The organism is Streptomyces sp. MA5143a (assembly GCF_900290235.1).
Classification (GTDB): domain Bacteria; phylum Actinomycetota; class Actinomycetes; order Streptomycetales; family Streptomycetaceae; genus Streptomyces.
The window spans coordinates 46,732-64,740 of record NZ_OLMK01000026.1 but is presented as its reverse complement, the minus strand read 5'-3'; the positions used below and the strand labels follow the sequence as shown (position 1 = coordinate 64,740).

Genomic DNA, 18,009 nt, shown 5'->3' with positions numbered 1-18,009 from the left:
CGTCCACCGGGACGGTCACACGCCGCCGTACCCGTCCCGGTGGTGGTGCCGCTCCTCGTCGATGACGGGCGTCGCGGACGGCACCACGACCCGCCTGCGCCTGGCGATGCTGCTGAACGTCGCGACCCCGATCAGTCCGACGATCATGAAGATGATGCCGACCAGGTCGAGGTTGACCCCCTGCATGTCCCAGTCGGTGGCGAACGTGAGGATGGCGCCCACGGCGATCAGAATGATGCACCCGCCCAAACCCATGAGTGTTCCCTCCCAGTCCGGTTGGGTCGGCCGGTCGTTCCGGTCGTTCGGTCCTACCGGTGGACTCCGGGTACCCGAACTGGCTTGTCAGTAACAGGGGGAGGCCGTTCGGGTGCCGGGCGGGGTGCCGGTCAGCCCTCCAGGAACGCGGCCAGGGCGTTCGCCAGGAGGTAGGGGTCCTTGGCCCCGCAGAGTTCACGGGCGCTGTGCATGGAGAGGATGGCGACGCCGATGTCGACGGTCTGGATACCGTGGCGGGCCGCGGTGATGGGCCCGATGGTCGTGCCGCACGGCATGGAGTTGTTGGAGACGAACGTCTGGAACGGCACGCCGGACTTCTCGCAGGCGGCGGCGAACACCGCGCGGCCCGAACCGTCGGTGGCGTAGCGGTTGTTGACGTTCACCTTCAGCAGCGGGCCGGCGTCCGCGCGCGGGTGGTGCGTGGGGTCGTGGCGCTCCGCGTAGTTGGGGTGGACGGCGTGACCGGTGTCCGAGGAGAGACAGATCGTGGCGGCGAAGGCGCGGGCGCGGTCCTCGTACGAGCCGCCGCGGGAGAACACCGAGCGCTCCAGCACCCCGCCGAGGAGCGGCCCGTCGGCGCCGGTGTCGCTCTGGGAGCCGTTCTCCTCGTGGTCGAAGGCGGCGAGGACGGGGATGTACGAGGGGCCGTCACCGGAGGTGGCGACCGCGGCGAGCGCCGCCGTGGCGGCGTGCACGGAGAGGAGGTTGTCCATGCGGGGCCCGGCCAGCAGTTCCTTGTCGCGGCCCAGGTAGGCGGGCGGTTCGACGGAGTGGGTCATCAGGTCCCAGCCGGTGACCTCGCCCGCGGGCAGGCCCAGTTCCTGCTCCAGGAAGGCGATCAGGTCACCGTCGCGGACGTCGTTGCCGAGGCCCCAGACGGGCTGGAGGTGGCGCTGCTTGTCGAGCTTCAGACCCTCGGAGGAGACGGAACGGTCGAGATGGATGGCGAGTTGCGGCACCCGCAGGAGGGGCCGGTCGATGTTCACGAGGCGGCTGGTGCCGTCGCGCAGCGAGAGCCGGCCGGCGAGGCCGAGGTCGCGGTCCAGCCAGGAGTTGAGCAGCGGGCCGCCGTAGATCTCGACGGCGACCTGGCGCCAGCCGTGGGCGCCGCTGTCGGGGCGCGGCTTCACCCGCAGGTTGGGGGAGTCGGTGTGGGCGCCGACGATACGGAACGGCGTGTGGGGTTCGGCGCCCTCCGGCACGTACCAGGCGATGATCGCGCCGCCGCGCAGCACGTACTTGCCGCCCAGGGAGCCGTCCCACGCGTCCGTCTCGGACACCTGGCGGAAGCCGGCCTTCTCCAGCCGCTCCGCGGCGTTCGCCACCGCGTGGTACGGGGACGGGCTTGCCGCGAGGTAGGTCATCAGGTCGTCGGTGTGGCCGCGATCGAAGCGTGGGGGTGTGCGCATGGGGTTCACCTTAACGACGTACGAGGGCCCGCTCCCGGGGTTGGGAGCGGGCCCTGGTGTGAGGAACGGGGGACGGGGCGGCGGACGGACGGGCAGGGCCCGTCCGTCCCCCGACCGCGTCGCAGTGGGGCCTCGGCCCCGGCGGCGGTGCCGCCCGGGGCCGAGGCCGGGAGGTCAGAACGCGTCTTCGTCCAGCTCCATCAGGTCGAGGTCGACGCCCTCGGAGATCTTGCGGGCCAGGGTGACGCCGGGCAGGACGTTGGCGGCGAAGAACTTGGCCGCGGCGATCTTGCCGGTGTAGAAGGCCTTGTCCTTGGCGGACGCGTTCGGCAGCTTCTCGGCGGCGACGGCGGCGCCCTTGAGGAGCAGGTAGCCGACGACGACGTCACCGGAGGCGAGCAGCAGGCGCGTGGTGTTGAGGCCCACCTTGTAGATGTTCTTGACGTCCTGCTCGGTCGCGGCGAGGTCGGTGAGCATGAGGCCGACGATGGCCTCCAGCTCGACCGCGGCCTTGGCGAGGTGCTCACGGGCACCGGCCAGCTCCTCGCCGCCCTCGCCCAGTGCCAGGAACTTCTTGATCTCCTCGGCGAGGGAGTTCAGCGCGGCGCCCTGGTTGCGGACGATCTTCCGGAAGAAGTAGTCCTGGCCCTGGATCGCGGTGGTGCCCTCGTACAGGGTGTCGATCTTGGCGTCGCGGATGTACTGCTCGATCGGATACTCCTGCAGGAAGCCGGAGCCGCCGAAGGTCTGCAGGGACTGGGCGAGCTGTTCGTAGCCCTTCTCGGAGCCGTAGCCCTTGACGATCGGGAGGAGCAGGTCGTTCAGGGCGTGCTCGGTGGAGGAGTCCTCGCCGGCCGCCTCCTTCACCGCGATCGAGTCCTGGACGGAGGCGGTGTAGAGGACGAGGGCGCGCATGCCCTCCGCGTACGCCTTCTGCGTCATCAGCGAGCGGCGGACGTCGGGGTGGTGCGTGATGGTGACCTTGGGCGCGGTCTTGTCCATGAAGTTCGCCAGGTCGGGGCCCTGGACGCGCTCCTTGGCGTACTCGAGGGCGTTGAGGTAGCCCGTGGAGAGGGTGGAGATCGCCTTCGTGCCGACCATCATGCGGGCGAACTCGATGATGCGGAACATCTGGCGGATGCCGTCGTGCTTGTCGCCGATCAGCCAGCCCTTGGCGGGGTGCCGGTCACCGAAGGTCATCTCGCAGGTGTTGGAGGCCTTCAGGCCCATCTTGTGCTCGACGTTGGTGGCGTAGACGCCGTTGCGCTCGCCCAGCTCGCCGGTCTCGAAGTCGAACAGGTACTTCGGGACGAGGAAGAGGGACAGGCCCTTGGTGCCGGGGCCGTGGCCCTCGGGGCGGGCGAGGACGTAGTGGAGGATGTTCTCCTCCATGTCGTGCTCACCGGAGGTGATGAAGCGCTTCACGCCCTCGATGTGCCAGGAGCCGTCCTCCTGCTGGATCGCCTTGGTGCGGCCCGCGCCGACGTCCGAACCGGCGTCCGGCTCGGTGAGCACCATGGTGGAGCCCCAGGTCCGCTCGACCGCGATCTGCGCGATCTTCTTCTGTACGTCGTTGCCCTCCTCGTGGAGGATGCCGGCGAAGGCCGGGCCGGAGGAGTACATCCACACGGCCGGGTTCGCGCCGAGGATCAGCTCCGCGAAGGCCCAGATCAGGGAGGCGGGGGCGGTCGTGCCGCCGATGCCCTCGGGCAGGCCGAGCCGCCAGTACTCCGACTCCATGAAGGCCTTGTAGCTCTTCTTGAAGGAGGCCGGGACCGGGGCGGTGTTCGTCTGCGGGTCGAAGACCGGGGGGTTGCGGTCGGCGTCCGTGAAGGACTCCGCCAGCTCGTTCTCGGCGAGGCGGGTCAGCTCCTCCAGGATGCTCTTGGCGGTGTCCGTGTCCATCTCCGCGAACGGGCCGGTGCCGTACAGCTTGTCGCGGCCGAGCACCTCGAAGAGGTTGAACTCGATGTCGCGGAGATTCGACTTGTAGTGCCCCATGGCGACGGCTCCGTAAGAGAGGGATCGGCGAGGCACTGGATCCTCGCGCTAGTTCACATACCAACAAGTAGCTTCTCCCGATGATGCTACCCACCGGTAATAAGAAGCAACCCCGATCGGGTCATCTGTGACTCGTTACGCTTTGCCGCATGTACGGCTACGACCAGAGCGCTGGCACTCAGCAGCAGTACGCCCCGCCGCAGCAGCCCATGGCCGGGCAGCAGATGCCGGGGCAGATGCCCGGCGGCCCGATGGGTGGGGGCTACGGGCAGCAGCCTCCGCTGTACCCGGAGCCGTCCCCGCCGTCCCTCGCGGACGCGGTGCGTGCCTTCACCACGGGTCAGATGGCCGCCGAGGACTTCCAGCAGGTCTTCGCGACGTCCAAGGTCTACTGCCCGCGCGGTGACAACCCCGGGTTCCTGGCGCTGCACAACACGCAGCAGCCGGTGATCCCGATGTTCACCTCGCTCAAGGAGCTGCGCCGGTACGCCGGCAAGGAGTCCAAGTACTTCGTGATCACCGGCGCCGAGGTCATCGATCTGCTGCCCACCGGCTACGGCTTCGTCCTCGACATGGAGGGGGAGCACCGGATGGTCTTCGACGCGAAGGCGGTGGAGCAGATGGTGGAGTTCGCGATGCGGCGCATGTACGGATAGCTCCGCGCCACGCCCGACGGCCGTGTGGCCCGGTGTGGGCGACGGCAGGCGGGGTGTCGGTCCCGGCTCGGTGTCCGGGGTCGATCGCCGGACGAAGGCGAACGCCCGGAGGGAATGCCCTCCGGGCGTTCGTCGTTAGACCTGGCAGAAAGTTCAACAATCAACTAAAGTGAACGCACAAGGAGGTACCGACATGCCCGCAGTGACCGTCGAGAACCCGCTGACCCTGCCCCGTGTCGTCGCGTCGACCGACGCGGTGTCCCGTCCGGTGCTCGCCGTGACGACCGCGCCCAGCGGCTTCGAGGGCGAGGGCTTCCCGGTCCGCCGTGCGTTCGCCGGGATCAACTACCGTCACCTCGACCCGTTCATCATGATGGACCAGATGGGCGAGGTGGACTACGCGCCGGGAGAGCCGAAAGGCACGCCCTGGCACCCTCACCGTGGCTTCGAGACCGTCACCTACATCATCGACGGGATCTTCGACCACCAGGACAGCCACGGCGGTGGCGGCACCATCACCAACGGTGACACCCAGTGGATGACGGCCGGTTCCGGTCTCCTCCACATCGAGGCGCCGCCGGAGGCGCTCGTCATGTCCGGCGGACTCTTCCACGGCATCCAGCTGTGGGTGAACCTCCCGGCCAGGGACAAGATGATGGCGCCGAGATACCAGGACATCCGCGGCGGCCACGTCCAGCTCCTCACCACCCCCGACGGCGGCGCGCTGCTCCGCGTCATCGCCGGTGAGCTCGACGGGCACCAGGGGCCCGGCATCACCCACACCCCGATCACCCTCCTCCACGCGACCGTGGCGCCGGGCGCGGAGATCACGCTTCCGTGGCGCGAGGACTTCAACGCGCTGGCGTACGTGCTCGCGGGGCGCGGCAGCGTCGGTGCGGACCGGCGCCCGATCCACCTCGGTCAGACGGCCGTCTTCGGTGCGGGCTCGTCCCTCACGGTGCGGGCGGACGAGAAGCAGGACTCCAACGCGCCCGACCTGGAGATCGTGCTGCTCGGCGGACAGCCGATCCGTGAGCCCATGGCCCACTACGGCCCGTTCGTCATGAACACCCGCGAGGAACTCCAGCAGGCGTTCGAGGACTTCCAGAAGGGGCGGCTGGGCACGGTTCCGGCGGTCCACGGCATGACCGAGGGCGGTCTCTGACGGTCGCACCCCGGCTCGCCGGCTCTGCCTGCGCGTAGCTGCTGACGGCTGTTGACGGCTGCTGATGAGGCCCCTGCCCGACCGGGCGGGGGCCTCCGGCGTGTGCGGGGACCGACAGCGTGGATGCCGCCGGGCTGAGGACGAGGACGGACTGCGCGAGGCAACAACAGAGCTGATGGTCGACCGGCGGGCACGGGCCCTGCCCCGGGTACGTGGCGGCGGGGCCGGCCGTCGCGACAGCAACCGAGCCTGGGCCGTCTGATCCTGTCCGGCAACGCCTTGCCGTGTCCCGGACGGAGCGTGGCTGTTTCGGCTGTTCAGCGGCTTGTCCGGACCGTGCGGCGGGGTGCTCGACATGGCTGGGACAGGGGTTGTCGGCGGTTTGCCCCCGGCTGACAATGACCGCATGGCGAGCACGGGGGACCGCGGGAGGGCCGGAAAGCCGGAGGCGGGTGGGGAGTTGACGCCGGAGGCCGCGCGCACCTCCGCCGAGTACGTCGCCCTGCTGCGTCGGCTCAAGGAGCGCAGTGGGCTGACCTACCGGCAGTTGGAGCAGCGTGCCGCCGAGCAGGGCGAAATTCTCGCCCGCAGCACCCTCGCCGATGTCCTGCGGCGGGACGCGCTCCCGCGTGCCGAGGTCGTCTCCGCGCTCGTCCGGGCCTGTGGGGTACCGGAGACCGCCGTATCCACGTGGCTGGCCGTCAGGGAACGGCTCGTCGTCACGGGGGACGCCCCGCGAGAAGCGGAACGACAGGGGCGGGAAGGGCGGGGAGCCGGCGACGGGCCGGGTGGACGCATGAGGGGTGCGTCGGGTGGGGCGGTCCGTCGGGTCGTCGGGGGCGGTGGTGGCCGGGTGTTCGGGGGGCGGGCCGGTGCCGCTTCGCTCGCCGCCGTGGCCTCGCTCGGTACGGTCGCCCTGCTCGTCGTCGGCGTGCTGGTGTGGCTGCCGCGCGACGGGACGGCGTCGAACGGCGGCGGGGACGGGGACAGCGGGCGGACGACGCGGACGTCGGAGCCCTCCGGGACGCGGGCCGCTGAGGGCGGCGGCGCTCCCGTGCCGCCCGGTCCCGCTCCCGGGCTCACCCGCATCCGCCCCGTACGCGCTCCCGACCTGTGCCTCACCGACGGGGACGTACGGGTGCACAGCGGGGAGTCGAAGGTGGTGGCGATGCAGCGGCCGTGCGAGGAGGCCGTGCCGCCGAAGACGTATCTGCTGCGGGCGGACGACGGGTACTACCGCATCCAGTGGGACCATCCGCGGCACGGCAAGGGCTGTCTCACGCTGCTCAGCGACAGCGAGTTCCAGCACATGTTCGAGCCCTGGGACGACTGCAAGGTCGGCGGCTCCTCTCAGCTGTTCCGCATCGAACGGGCCGAGGGCACCGGCAAGGGCACGAAGGGCGCGTGGCGGTTGCGGCCGGGGCGGGGGGAGGCGGACGTCTGCGTCGGTATGCGCGGCGGCCCCGAGGAGAAGGGGGCGGTCGCGGTGGCGGAGGGCTGCGCCGACGCGACGGGGGCCGGTGGCGCGGGCGACGCGCAGCTGTTCCTGATCGGCCGCGACCCGACCGGGCGCGGATGAGTTGACCGGGCGCGAATGAGCCGCGGGCGACCCGCACTCGGCCGTCCGGTCGCCCGCGTCACCCGGACGGGGCGTCCGCGCACGACAGGGTGACGGTGGCCGTGCTCCGCTGGAGGGGTGCAGCTGCTCCCCGAACCCGTGCGGCGTCTCGCCGCCTGGTGTGCCGTCGTGCTGCTCGTCGCCGGGGTCGTGTACGTGGGGGTCCGGCTGTGCGTGGAGTTCAGGACGGCCGTCACGCCGGTGCTGCTCGCCCTGCTGGGGGCCGCGTTGCTCGGACCGCTGCACCGGCGGCTGGTCAGGGCGCGGATGAACCGGTCGCTCGCCGCGGGCCTCACCTGCGTCGCGGTGGTCGCGGTCGTGGGCGGGGCCGTCTACGTCGTGGCCGCCGCGCTCATCGGCACCGGGGACCAGATCATCGCCTCCCTCAGGGACGCGGCCGAGGACGTCACCCGGCACTTCGGTGCGGCCGGCACCTCGCTGGACGATCTCGCCGCCAACGCCAAGGAGTTGCTGGGCAGGTTCGGGGGGACCGCGGCGTCCAACGTCATCAGCGGGGTGAGCATCGTCGGCGAGGCCGTCGCCATGGCCGTCCTCGCGCTGCTGCTCGTCTTCTTCTTCCTGCGGGACGCCGACCGGGTGTCAGGAACCATCCGCGCGTTGTCGCCGTGCGGGCTCGCCGACACGGTGGAGGCCATCGCGCGGCGGGCGTTCGAGGCCGTCGAGGGGTTCATGCGCGGGACGACCCTCGTGGCACTCATCGACGCCACGTGCATCGGGGTCGGGTTGCTGATCCTCGATGTGCCGGGCGCGGTCGGGCTCGCCGCGCTCGTGTTCGTCGGCGCGTACATCCCGTATCTCGGCGCCGTCGTCTCGGGTGGGGTGGCCGTGCTCGTGGCCCTCGCCGACCGGGGAGCCGTGATCGCGCTGTGGGTCCTCGGGATCGTGCTCGCCGTGCAGCAGTTGGAGGGACATGTGCTCATGCCGATGATCCAGAGCCGGACGGTGCAGATGCACCCGGCGGTCGTCATGATCGCCATCACCGCGGGCGCATCGGTCGCCGGCGTCCTCGGCATGCTCCTCGCGGTACCGCTGACCGCGGCGGCCTTCGGAGTCGTCCACGAGCTTCGGGACCGGTTCGCGAAGGAGGGGGTCGCCTAGCGGCGGCCTGGCCGGGACTGTCCGTGCCGGGGCATCCTCGGCCGGGGGCAAGGGGGCAAGGGGGCAAGGGGGCAAGGGGGCAAGGGGGCAGGGGGCACCCGGCGGTGGGGTCACCTCGCCGTCTCGCCCGGCGGGCCCGCCGGCTTCGAGGGCTCGTGGAGTTCGAACCAGATGCTCTTGCCGTCGCCGCGCGGGTCTACGCCCCAGGCGTCCGCGAGCACGTCCATGAGGACGAGACCGCGTCCGGAGGAGGCCAGTTCGCCGGGGCGGCGCTTGTGCGGGAGGTCGTCGCTGGCGTCGGTCACCTCGATCCGCATCCGCCGCTTGCCGCCGGCACCGGTCATCTCGACGACGAGGAGCGCGTCGGCGTCGGTGTGGACGAGGACGTTGGTGAGCATCTCGGAGACCAGCAGGACCGCCGAGTCGACCTGGTCGGGGCAGGTCCAGTCGTGGAGCAGTTCGCGGACCTGCTGGCGGGCCCCGGCGATGCGCTCCGGCTCGGCCTGCGCGACGGTCAGGGCGGTGCGGCGCATGGGAGGCCGTACGCCGACGGTGGCATCGCGGCCGGCACCCTCGGCCGCGCGGGACAGCAGCAGCATCGCTATGTCGTCCTCGCGCCGGTCGGCCAGCGGGCCGGGCGTGTGATGGGACGACGGCCCGTGCACGCCTTGGACCAGCGCGTCGGCCAGTGCCTCCAGCCGCCCGGGAGCGAGCCCGTTCGCCACGGGGAGGTCCCCGGGCAGAGTGACGGAGGTCGGACCGGCACCGGAAGGCGCCGAGTCGGCCACGAGGGAGGCCGCGCCCGCCGCCATGGCCACCGGATCGTCAGCCATGGCCACCGGTTCCACCGCTGCGGTCACCGGTTCGGCCGCTCCGGTCACCGGTTCGGTCGCCACGGCTATCGGTTCGGTCGCCACGGCTGCCGGTTCCACCGCTGCGGTCACCGGTTCGGCCGCTGCGGTCACCGGTTCGGTCGCCACGGCTATCGGTTCGGTCGCCACGGCTGCCGGTTCGGCCGCCACGGCTACCGGTTCGGTCGCCGTCGACGCCGAACGCGCCCCCAGCTCACCGGCCGCTGAGGCCGAGCGGGGCCCCAGTCCGCCCGCTTCCTCAAGGCTCTCCCCCGGCTCTCTCAGCGTCTCCGGGCCCGCGGCGCCCGAACCCGCCGCCCTCGGCACCCCGTTACCCGCGCCGGCACCCCCGACAGCGTTGCCATCCGTCTCGCGCCTGACCCGGACCGGGCCCGGGGCCGGGGCATCAGGTTCCGCGTCCGGGCTCGTGTCGGCGGTCGCGCCCGCGCCGACGTCCGCGCCCGCGTCGAAGGACTCCAGGATCGTCCTGATGCGCCGCCAGCCCGTGTCGAGGTCGTGGCCGCCCGTTTCGATGAGGCCGTCGGTGCACAGGAGCATCGTCTCGCCGGGTTCGAGGACGAGCCGGGTGGTGGGGTAGTCGGCGTCGGGGTCGATGCCGAGGGGCAGGCCGCCCGGGGTCGGCCGGACCAGGACCGTGCCGTCGGCCATGCGGATCGCCGGGTCGGGGTGCCCGGCGCGGGCGATGTCCAGCACCCCGGTCACCGGGTCGACCTCCACGTACAGGCAGGTCGCGAAGCGCAGGTCGGTGTAGGTGTCGCCGGAGGTGTCCGCGGTGACGCCGTGGAGGAAGCGGGACGCGCGGGAGAGCACCGCGTCCGGCGGGTGGCCCTCGGAGGCGTAGGCGCGCAGCGCTATGCGGAGCTGGCCCATGAGCCCGGCGGCGCGTACGTCGTGGCCCTGGACGTCGCCGATGACGAGGGCGAAGCGGCCGCTGGGCAGGGCGATCATGTCGTACCAGTCGCCGCCGACCTGGAGTCCGCCGCCGGTGGGGACGTAGCGCGCGGCGACGCTCATGCCGGGTATCTCGGGGCCGAGCGTGGGCAGCATCGTGCGCTGGAGGCCGTCGGTCAGTTCGCGTTCGGTCTCGGCGGCGCCCGCGCGGGACAGCGCCTGGGCGAGCATGCGGGCCACGGTGGTCAGGACGGAGCGCTCGTCGGGGGTGAAGGTGACCGGGTAGGTGAAGCCGGCCATCCATGCGCCCATGGTGCGGCCGGCGACGATCAGCGGCAGGAAGGCCCACGACCGGCGGTCGAACTGTTCCGCGAGCGGCCAGGCGGTGGGGTAGCGGGACTTGTAGTCCTCGGGGGAGGAGAGATAGACGGCGCGGCCCGTGCGGACGACCTCCGCTGCCGGGTAGTCCGTCTCCAGCGGCATATGGGTGAACGGGCCCTCGTCGCCGTGGTTGTGCCCGTGGTGCCCGATGACGGTGAGGCGGTCGCCCTCCACCCCGAACACGGCGAGCCCGTCCGGGGAGAAGCCCGGCATCGCGAGGCCCGCCGCGACCCGCAGCACCTCCTCCGTGGAGCGCGCCTCGGCCAGTGCCCGCCCCGCGTCCAGCAGGAACGCCTCGCGGGAGCGCCGCCAGTCACCGGTGACGGCCGCCGGGGCGCGCGCCGCGGTCTGCGGCGAGGGTTCGGTGACCTCCTGGATGGTGCCGATCAGCTCCACCGACCTGTGCACCGGATCCAGGGTCGGCTTGGAGCGGCTGCGGACGGTGCGGATCACCCGGCCCTGCTCGTCCATGACCCGGATCCGGACCTCGGCGAGGGTGTCCTCCGCGACGGCGAGCTGGACGACCGAGACGATCTCGTTCCAGTCGACGGGGTGGAGTCTCGAGCGCGCGCCGGCCTGGGTGAGGGTGGTCGGTTCCGGGGGCAGCCCCAGGAGTCGGGCTGCCTCGGCGTCGACGGTGACGGTTCCGGCAGCGCTGTCCCAGGTCCACAGTCCCGTCGCCAGGGCGGACAGGACGTCCTCCACGGTGGGCGGGGGCTCACCAGTGCGCATTGACCCACTCTAAGAACAGCTGATCGGACCGTGCCACCGAAGCTGTGCCGGGCACCGAGCGATGTCCGGAAGTAACCGCGATCGGCGGCGACGGCGGTGACAGCGGTTGACGTTAGCGACAGAAACCGCTTGCGGTCCTGGCTATGGCTGTGACGGTGAGTATCCGTGCGGGGAAAGGTGTCCGCGTCGGGGAGAGCGGTGTCCAGGTGTCCGTAGGACGCGGTTGCCCCCGCGGGCGGCGGTTAATGGTGGGGAGGCGATCTTGGGGTGCCCGGTACCCTTGGCTGTGTTTCACGTGAAACACGGACAGTGAACCCGTGTGACACGGTCCCAGACCCCGATCAGCGAAGACTGGATGAACGACGATGCATCGGTACAGGTCCCACACCTGCGGCGAGCTCCGCGCCTCTGACGTCGGCACCGACGTCCGGCTGAGTGGCTGGCTGCACAATCGGCGCGACCTGGGTGGCATCCTCTTCATCGATCTGCGCGACCACTACGGCATCACGCAGCTCGTCGCCCGTCCGGGCACCCCGGCGTACGAGGCCCTGGACAAGATCTCCAAGGAGTCGACCGTCCGCGTCGACGGCAAGGTCGTCTCCCGTGGCGCCGAGAACGTCAACCCCGACCTGCCCACCGGCGAGGTCGAGGTCGAGGTCGGCGAGGTCGAGCTGCTCGGCGCGGCCGCCCCGCTCCCCTTCACCATCAACGCCGAGGACGGGGTCAACGAGGAGCGGCGCCTGGAGTACCGCTTCCTCGACCTGCGCCGCGAGCGCATGCACCGCAACATCATGCTGCGTACGGCCGTGATCAGCGCCATCCGTCACAAGATGACGGCCCTCGGCTTCAACGAGATGGCCACGCCGATCCTGTCCGCCACCTCCCCCGAGGGCGCCCGCGACTTCGTCGTGCCCTCGCGACTCAACCCGGGCAAGTTCTACGCGCTCCCCCAGGCTCCGCAGCAGTTCAAGCAGCTGCTGATGATCTCGGGCTTCGACCGCTACTTCCAGATCGCGCCCTGCTTCCGTGACGAGGACGCGCGCGCGGACCGTTCGCCGGGCGAGTTCTACCAGCTCGACGTCGAGATGAGCTTCGTGGAGCAGGAGGACGTCTTCCAGCCCATCGAGAAGCTCATGACCGAGCTGTTCGAGGAGTTCGGCAACGGCCGTCACGTCACCTCCCCGTTCCCGCGGATCCCGTTCCGTGAGGCGATGCTCAAGTACGGCTCCGACAAGCCGGACCTGCGCGCCCAGCTGGAACTGGTGGACATCACCGACATCTTCGAGGGCTCGGAGTTCAAGGCGTTCGCCGGCAAGCACGTGCGTGCGCTGCCGGTGCCGGACGTCTCCGGCCAGCCCCGGAAGTTCTTCGACCAGCTCGGCGAGTACGCGATCGAGCAGGGTGCGAAGGGCCTGGCCTGGGTGCGCGTCGGCGAGGACGGTGCGCTGTCCGGCCCGATCGCGAAGTTCCTCACCGAGGAGAACGTCGCCGAGCTGACCAAGCGTCTGTCGCTGGCCGCCGGTCACGCCGTGTTCTTCGGCGCGGGCGAGTTCGACGAGGTCTCGAAGATCATGGGCGCGGTGCGGGTGGAAGCCGCCAAGCGCGCCGGGCACTTCGAGGAGGGCGTCTTCCGGTTCTGCTGGATCGTCGACTTCCCGATGTACGAGAAGGACGAGGAGACCGGGAAGATCGACTTCTCGCACAACCCGTTCTCGATGCCGCAGGGCGGGCTTGAGGCCCTGGAGACCCAGGACCCCCTGGACATCCTCGGCTGGCAGTACGACATCGTCTGCAACGGCGTCGAGCTGTCCTCCGGCGCGATCCGGAACCACGAGCCCGAGATCATGCTCAAGGCCTTCGAGATCGCGGGCTACGACCGTGACACCGTCGAGGAGCAGTTCGCGGGCATGCTGCGCGCCTTCCGCTTCGGCGCGCCGCCGCACGGCGGTATCGCCCCGGGTGTCGACCGGATCGTCATGCTCCTCGCCGACGAGCCGAACATCCGCGAGACCATCGCCTTCCCGCTCAACGGCAACGCCCAGGACCTGATGATGGGCGCGCCGACGGAGCTGGAGGAGGCGCGACTGCGCGAGCTGCACCTCACGGTGCGGAAGCCGCAGCCGAAGTAGGGCAGCGCGTGAGGCGAGCTTGCTGAGGGCAAGTCTGCCGAAAGCTTGAAACGAAAGGGTCCTGAGATCGTCCGCCGATCTCAGGACCCTTTCCTGTGCGGGGAGGGGAACAGGGGGAAAGCCACAGCGCCTTCCCATCGTGCTGACAGTGTCCGTGCCTAACTTCCTCGTCCATGACGGGAAATCAGAACGGACACGACACGGCCCCCGAACTCCGGGGTCCGAAACACAAGAAGGACATGACGCGCCGCAAGGTCATGGTCGCGGGAGCCGGCGCCGTGGCCGCGGTGGCCGCGGGCGGCGCCGTCGTCGCGACCGCGAGCGCGGACACGACCGGAGGGACGAAGGCCACCCCGGCCGGCTCCGCGACGGCGAGCACCGGTGAGGAGTGCTACCGGCTCACCTCGGAGACCACCGAGGGCCCGTACTACATCGACGCCGACAAGATCCGGCAGGACATCACCGAGGACAAGGAGGGCATCCCCTTCACCCTCCGGATCAAGGTGATCGACTCCGAGAGCTGTGCGCCGATCCGGAACGCGGCCGTCGACATCTGGCACTGTGACGCGCTCGGCCTCTACTCGGGCTACGAGAGCCTCTCCGAGGGCGGCGGCACCGCCCCCACCGACGCGCCCTCCGGCACCCCCTCGGACGCACCGTCCGGCGCCCCGACCGGCGAACCCCCGTCCGGGGGCGGCGGGGGCGGCGGAGGCGGCGGCGGGCACGAGGAGCCGACCAGCGACACCCGCTATCTGCGGGGCACCTGGAAGACCGACAAGAAGGGCTTCGTCACCTTCCGGACGGTCTTCCCGGGCTGGTACCGGGGCCGTTGTGTGCACGTCCACACCAAGGTGCATGTCAACGGTGAGTGGACCGACGCCGGTTACGAGGGCGGTACCACCTGCCACACCGGGCAGTTCTTCTTCGACGAGGAGGCCGTGCTCGCCTCCGCCGAGGTCGAGCCGTACTCCACCTCGACGACCGAGCGCACGACCCTCGACGAGGACACCATCTACGACGGGAGCGGCACCCAGGGCGGTCTGCTCAAGCTGAAGTACCGAAAGAACGACATCGCCAAGGGCGTCACCGGGACCATCACGGTCGGCGTCGACCCGGACGCGACGAACACCGGAACCGCCGGCTGACGCGTTCCCGCGTGGCTCGGCGCGAGGCCCGGAACCCCACCCCCTCGGGTTCCGGGCCCTTCGGCGTGCCTGTACGCACTCGGCGGGCCGGGCACCGGGGACGGTCATCAGGGGACGCACAGGTTGCTCGACGGAGGCGCACAGAGGACGCGGGTGTGATGGACGCAGAGAGCGAGGAACCCGTAGGGGACGGAAACGCCGGAGAACCTCGGAACGTGGAGGAGGACATGGAATTCGCCGTGCTGCTCGCACTGCTGCTGGCCCTCGGGGCGGTGGTCGCGGTCATCGCCCTGCGGCTCCATGACGAGGGGCGGGAAGCGCAATCCGACCTGGACGCGGAGGCCGACGCCAACCGCTGGGTGGTCCGGCTCGGCGGTGGCCTGGCCGGGATCGACGTACGGGCGCAGGCCGGGGCGGACGGCGACGCGGCCCGTGCGCTGGCCGACGCCGCCGAGCGCCTCCGTACCGCACGGGCGCGGCTGGCCTCCGCCCGTACGCCCGACCAGTACACGGCGGTCGTCCGCACCGCGACCGAGGGCCTGCGCCATGTGCGGGAGGCCCGCAGGGCGTTGGGGCTGGACCCGGCCGCCGAGGGTGAGCGGAGGGAACTGTCGTACGGGCTCGACGCGTCCTACCGATCATGACCATGTCGTCCGCTGCCTCCGGCCCCGTCCCCACGACCCTCGGTGAGGAGATCCTCCTACTCTCCCTCGACGACTCCACGGGTGAGGCGAAGTTGCCGCTGCGGACGCCGTACGCGATCGCGGCGGCGGCCCTGCTGGAACGGGTGCTCGCCGACGGCCCCGAGGCCGCGGCGCTCCCGGACGACGCCGAGAAGTGGATCAACGACCGGAGGAACGAGGAGTACGAGAAGGCCCTGCGAGGGCTGCTGGACAAGGGCCTGATCCGCAAGGAGAAGCGCCGGCTCCTTCTCGTCTTCCGCACCACCGTCCACCCGGAGGTCGACGGCACGGTGGAGGCCGCGCTGCGCGGGCGACTCGCCGACGTCGTCCTGGAGGGAAGCGAACCCGACCACCGCACCGCCGCCCTGATCACCCTGCTCCACCACGCCGACCTGCGGGAACTGGCCTTTCCCGACCTGGGGAAGGAGCAGGCCGCGGCGGTCGAGCGGCGTATGACGGACATCGCCGAACGCCACTGGGCCGACCCCGCCCTGCGCCGCATGGCCGAGACGGCCGCCGCGACCTCGGCCGCGCTCACCGCCGCGACGATGGCGACCACGGTCGTGATCATCACGACGTTGACCTGAGCCGTGGTTGTGGTCCTCCTGCGAAGGGTGTCCGACTCGTGAGCCGCACCGAAGCCGAGTTCAGCGAGGCGCTGGCCGCCGTGCTGCGGGATCTGCGCGCGCAGTGTTCCGTGCGACCCGAGGTGCGGGAGGACGAAGACGGCTCCGGTGTGGTGCTCTACGCGCCGGACGGGTCGGGCCAGGGGGTGTGGGCCGAAACCGACGGGCGACCGGGGGTGTTGACGGCCGAGGTCGCGGACCAGGTGCAGGGCTGGGCGGTGGAGGCACTGTGGGCGGCCGGGGAGCCCGCGGTGTGGCCGCGCTGCCCGGCGCACCCGGACACGCATCCGCTGGAGGCGGCCGTCGACAGGGGCACAGCCGTGTGGCGCTGCCCGCGCGGCACCGCCACGACCGTCCCCGTGGGGGAACTCGCCTCGACGGACTGACTGGGGGCGCCTCCCGACGCCCAACGCTCAGGGGTGCGGCTGACTACGCCCCGGTGCCCGTGCCGTCGGCTCCCGTACCGCGGGCCTGCGTGCTGTCGGCTCCCGCACCGCGGGCCTGCGTGCTGTCGGGTCCCGAGCCGTCCGCCTGCGTGTCGTCGGGTCCCGAGTCACCCCTCCTGCGGGTCGTTGGCTCCCGAGTCACCCGCCTGCGGGTCGTCGGCCTCCCCGATCCCCGCGCCGCTGCCCGAGTGCCCGGCGTCGGTCTCCCCGCTGCTCGCCTGGACGCCCTCCGCCTCCCCGCTCCCCGGCTTCGTGTGGAGCACCGCTCGGGCCTGTTCCGCCGCGCGGATCGTGTTCTCCCTGACGAAGTCGAGGAAGCGGGCGACGTTCTCCAGGCGGGCGGCGGCCGGGGTCTCGCGGCCGAGGACGCCGACGCCCTGCCGGGCGATCTCGATGACCTGGTTGAGGGCCCGGGCGCTGGCCAGCATCGACTGGTACCAGATGTCGTCGTCGACGACATAGCGCTCACGGCGGCGTTCGTCGCGCTCCCTGCGGACGAACGCCTGGCCCTCCAGATAGGTGATCGCCTTGGAGACGGACGCCGGGCTGACCTGGAGGCGCTGGACCAGGTCGGAGGCGGTGAGGCTGCCCGAGTCGGTGAGCGTGAGGCAGGCCATGACCCGCGCCATCATCTTCGGCATGCCCGAGGCCATCATCACGGTGGCGAACGCCTCCTCGAACTCCCGCACCGCCTCGGTGTCCCGGCCGTACGCCGCCGTGGACGCCGCAGGCCCCCGGGGCGCGGACTGCCTGCGCCGCTGCGCACGGCGTTCGGTGGCGCGATGGGCCAGGTCGGCGCGGTAGCCGGTGGGGCCGCCGTTGCGCATGACCTCGCGGGTGATGGTCGAGGTGGGGCGGTCGAGGCGTCGCGCGATCTCGGCGTAGGCGAGACCGTCGGCCAGCCCCAGGGCGATCTGCTGACGTTCGGGCTGAGTGAGCCTGCCTCCCGGCATGGGGGTCTCCTTCGAGGTGCGCGTGAGGACCCACCATAGCGTTCATCTGCATTCCATTGCAACGATCTCGGTGAGGCGTTGTTGCATTAAGTTCAGCTCCATTGCAATGATTTCCTTGCTTCTACCTGCAATAACGTCAGACACGTGCAACGAACTGGTTGCCGTAACTATGAATGCAACGTAGCTTTTCCCTCGTCGGAAACAACGACCCGCCAGAGGAGAGAACGATGCAGAAGTTCGCCACCCCCGCCCCGATCGCCGCCGTCCTCGACATCCAGGCCGGGCGGGTGCAGGTCATCGCCGCCGACCGGGCCGACACCGTCGTCGAGGTCCGGCCCGTGGACCCCTCCAAGGACCGGGACGTGCGGCTCGCCGAGCGGACCACCGTCGAGTACGCCGACGGCACCCTGCGGATCACCGCGAAGGCGCCGGTCAAGAACCGCCTCGTGGGCCCCGCCGGCTCGGTCGAGGTGACCGTCCAGATGCCCGCCGGCTCGCACGTCGAGGCCACCTCCGCCGGCGTCGAGTTCCGGGGCGTCGGACGGCTCGGGGACGTCGCGGTCGACGGCGCCCTCGGCCAGGTCAAGCTCGACGAGACCGGCCGTGCCCGCCTGGCCGTCCTGGCCGGTGACATCGCGGTCGGACGCCTCGGCGGACCCGCGGAGATCAGCACCCAGCAGGGCGACATCCGCATCGACGAGGCCGTCGGCGGCACCGTCGTGCTCCGCACCGAGTCCGGTGACATCGCGGTCGCCGCCGCCCCCGGAGTCTCGGCCGCCCTGGACGCCGGCACCTCCTACGGCCGCGTCAGCAACGCCCTCAAGAACGACGGCACCACCGCGCTCGACATCCGCGCCACCACCTCCTGCGGCGACATCACCGCCCGCAGCCTCTGACCCTCCCGGCC

General features: G+C 71.1%; 15 protein-coding genes. 10 read left to right on the top strand and 5 right to left on the bottom strand.

Translation table 11 applies throughout. The annotated features are described in order from the left end of the window. Positions 1 to 15: 15 nt before the first annotated feature. The 3 genes from SMA5143A_RS12090 to SMA5143A_RS12080 form a co-directional block, all read right to left on the bottom strand. Positions 16 to 255, bottom strand: coding sequence for a DUF6458 family protein (locus tag SMA5143A_RS12090; RefSeq protein ID WP_107462959.1), 240 nt, complete (start codon positions 253 to 255; stop codon positions 16 to 18). A 131-nt stretch (positions 256 to 386) separates the two neighbouring features. Further along, a complete protein-coding gene (locus SMA5143A_RS12085) occupies positions 387 to 1,685 on the bottom strand; it encodes a M18 family aminopeptidase (protein ID WP_107462958.1) in 1,299 nt (432 codons plus the stop codon). 174 nt (positions 1,686 to 1,859) lie between these two features. Continuing rightward, entirely contained in the window at positions 1,860 to 3,686 is a 1,827-nt protein-coding gene (locus tag SMA5143A_RS12080) for an acyl-CoA dehydrogenase (RefSeq protein WP_107462957.1), read from the bottom strand. Between the two features lie 149 nt (positions 3,687 to 3,835). On the opposite strand from SMA5143A_RS12080, the gene SMA5143A_RS12075 reads away from it, so the two are divergent. The 4 genes from SMA5143A_RS12075 (at position 3,836) to SMA5143A_RS12060 (ending at position 8,244) form a co-directional block, all read left to right on the top strand. Further along, positions 3,836 to 4,342, top strand: coding sequence for an SseB family protein (locus tag SMA5143A_RS12075; protein ID WP_107462956.1), 507 nt, complete (start codon positions 3,836 to 3,838; stop codon positions 4,340 to 4,342). Positions 4,343 to 4,535: 193 nt separating this feature from the next. Then, positions 4,536 to 5,507 carry a pirin family protein gene (locus SMA5143A_RS12070; RefSeq protein WP_107462955.1) on the top strand — a complete coding sequence of 324 codons (972 nt, stop codon included), beginning with the start codon at positions 4,536 to 4,538 and terminating at the stop codon, positions 5,505 to 5,507. 406 nt (positions 5,508 to 5,913) lie between these two features. Further along, on the top strand, positions 5,914 to 7,086 hold the full coding sequence (locus SMA5143A_RS12065) for a helix-turn-helix domain-containing protein (RefSeq protein WP_258193485.1): 1,173 nt from the start codon (positions 5,914 to 5,916) through the stop codon (positions 7,084 to 7,086). A gap of 117 nt (positions 7,087 to 7,203) precedes the next feature. Beyond that, positions 7,204 to 8,244 (top strand): AI-2E family transporter, encoded by a 1,041-nt coding sequence (locus tag SMA5143A_RS12060; RefSeq protein ID WP_107462953.1) that lies wholly within the window; start codon positions 7,204 to 7,206, stop codon positions 8,242 to 8,244. Between the two features lie 110 nt (positions 8,245 to 8,354). Here SMA5143A_RS12060 and SMA5143A_RS12055 read toward each other — a convergent pair whose 3' ends face one another. Continuing rightward, entirely contained in the window at positions 8,355 to 11,120 is a 2,766-nt protein-coding gene (locus SMA5143A_RS12055; protein ID WP_258193484.1) for a SpoIIE family protein phosphatase, read from the bottom strand. Positions 11,121 to 11,485: 365 nt separating this feature from the next. Here SMA5143A_RS12055 and aspS point away from each other — a divergent pair, with 365 nt between their 5' ends. The 5 genes from aspS to SMA5143A_RS12030 all read left to right on the top strand — a co-directional run bounded on the left by aspS (position 11,486) and on the right by SMA5143A_RS12030 (position 16,089). Beyond that, complete coding sequence (gene aspS / locus SMA5143A_RS12050; protein ID WP_107462951.1) at positions 11,486 to 13,249, top strand: aspartate--tRNA ligase; 1,764 nt, start codon at positions 11,486 to 11,488, stop codon at positions 13,247 to 13,249. A 173-nt stretch (positions 13,250 to 13,422) separates the two neighbouring features. Then, positions 13,423 to 14,394, top strand: a complete 972-nt coding sequence (locus SMA5143A_RS12045; protein ID WP_107462950.1) for an intradiol ring-cleavage dioxygenase — start codon at positions 13,423 to 13,425, stop codon at positions 14,392 to 14,394. 227 nt (positions 14,395 to 14,621) lie between these two features. Beyond that, a complete protein-coding gene (locus SMA5143A_RS12040; RefSeq protein ID WP_146193898.1) occupies positions 14,622 to 15,038 on the top strand; it encodes a hypothetical protein in 417 nt (138 codons plus the stop codon). Beyond that, positions 15,035 to 15,664 (top strand): GOLPH3/VPS74 family protein, encoded by a 630-nt coding sequence (locus SMA5143A_RS12035; protein ID WP_107462948.1) that lies wholly within the window; start codon positions 15,035 to 15,037, stop codon positions 15,662 to 15,664. The genes SMA5143A_RS12040 and SMA5143A_RS12035 overlap by 4 nt, the downstream gene beginning before the upstream one ends. A 38-nt stretch (positions 15,665 to 15,702) precedes the next feature. Beyond that, positions 15,703 to 16,089: a hypothetical protein gene (locus tag SMA5143A_RS12030; protein ID WP_107462947.1), complete on the top strand. Its 387-nt coding sequence runs from the start codon at positions 15,703 to 15,705 to the stop codon at positions 16,087 to 16,089. A 167-nt stretch (positions 16,090 to 16,256) separates the two neighbouring features. Here the strand turns inward: SMA5143A_RS12030 and SMA5143A_RS12025 are convergent, their stop codons facing one another. After that, a complete protein-coding gene (locus tag SMA5143A_RS12025; protein ID WP_107462946.1) occupies positions 16,257 to 17,102 on the bottom strand; it encodes a GbsR/MarR family transcriptional regulator in 846 nt (281 codons plus the stop codon). A gap of 227 nt (positions 17,103 to 17,329) precedes the next feature. Here SMA5143A_RS12025 and SMA5143A_RS12020 point away from each other — a divergent pair, with 227 nt between their 5' ends. Then, positions 17,330 to 17,998 carry a DUF4097 family beta strand repeat-containing protein gene (locus tag SMA5143A_RS12020; RefSeq protein WP_107462945.1) on the top strand — a complete coding sequence of 223 codons (669 nt, stop codon included), beginning with the start codon at positions 17,330 to 17,332 and terminating at the stop codon, positions 17,996 to 17,998. Positions 17,999 to 18,009 lie beyond the last annotated feature (11 nt).

Coding starts and splice junctions, on each gene's coding strand:
- SMA5143A_RS12065 (WP_258193485.1), top strand. CDS start 5,914: ATGGCGAGCACGGGGGACCGCGGGAGGGCCGGAAAGCCGGAGGCGGGT.
- SMA5143A_RS12090 (WP_107462959.1), bottom strand. CDS start 255: ATGGGTTTGGGCGGGTGCATCATTCTGATCGCCGTGGGCGCCATCCTC.
- SMA5143A_RS12075 (WP_107462956.1), top strand. CDS start 3,836: ATGTACGGCTACGACCAGAGCGCTGGCACTCAGCAGCAGTACGCCCCG.
- SMA5143A_RS12040 (WP_146193898.1), top strand. CDS start 14,622: ATGGAATTCGCCGTGCTGCTCGCACTGCTGCTGGCCCTCGGGGCGGTG.
- SMA5143A_RS12070 (WP_107462955.1), top strand. CDS start 4,536: ATGCCCGCAGTGACCGTCGAGAACCCGCTGACCCTGCCCCGTGTCGTC.
- SMA5143A_RS12055 (WP_258193484.1), bottom strand. CDS start 11,120: ATGCGCACTGGTGAGCCCCCGCCCACCGTGGAGGACGTCCTGTCCGCC.
- SMA5143A_RS12085 (WP_107462958.1), bottom strand. CDS start 1,685: ATGCGCACACCCCCACGCTTCGATCGCGGCCACACCGACGACCTGATG.
- aspS (WP_107462951.1), top strand. CDS start 11,486: ATGCATCGGTACAGGTCCCACACCTGCGGCGAGCTCCGCGCCTCTGAC.
- SMA5143A_RS12045 (WP_107462950.1), top strand. CDS start 13,423: ATGACGGGAAATCAGAACGGACACGACACGGCCCCCGAACTCCGGGGT.
- SMA5143A_RS12025 (WP_107462946.1), bottom strand. CDS start 17,102: ATGCCGGGAGGCAGGCTCACTCAGCCCGAACGTCAGCAGATCGCCCTG.
- SMA5143A_RS12080 (WP_107462957.1), bottom strand. CDS start 3,686: ATGGGGCACTACAAGTCGAATCTCCGCGACATCGAGTTCAACCTCTTC.
- SMA5143A_RS12035 (WP_107462948.1), top strand. CDS start 15,035: ATGACCATGTCGTCCGCTGCCTCCGGCCCCGTCCCCACGACCCTCGGT.
- SMA5143A_RS12020 (WP_107462945.1), top strand. CDS start 17,330: ATGCAGAAGTTCGCCACCCCCGCCCCGATCGCCGCCGTCCTCGACATC.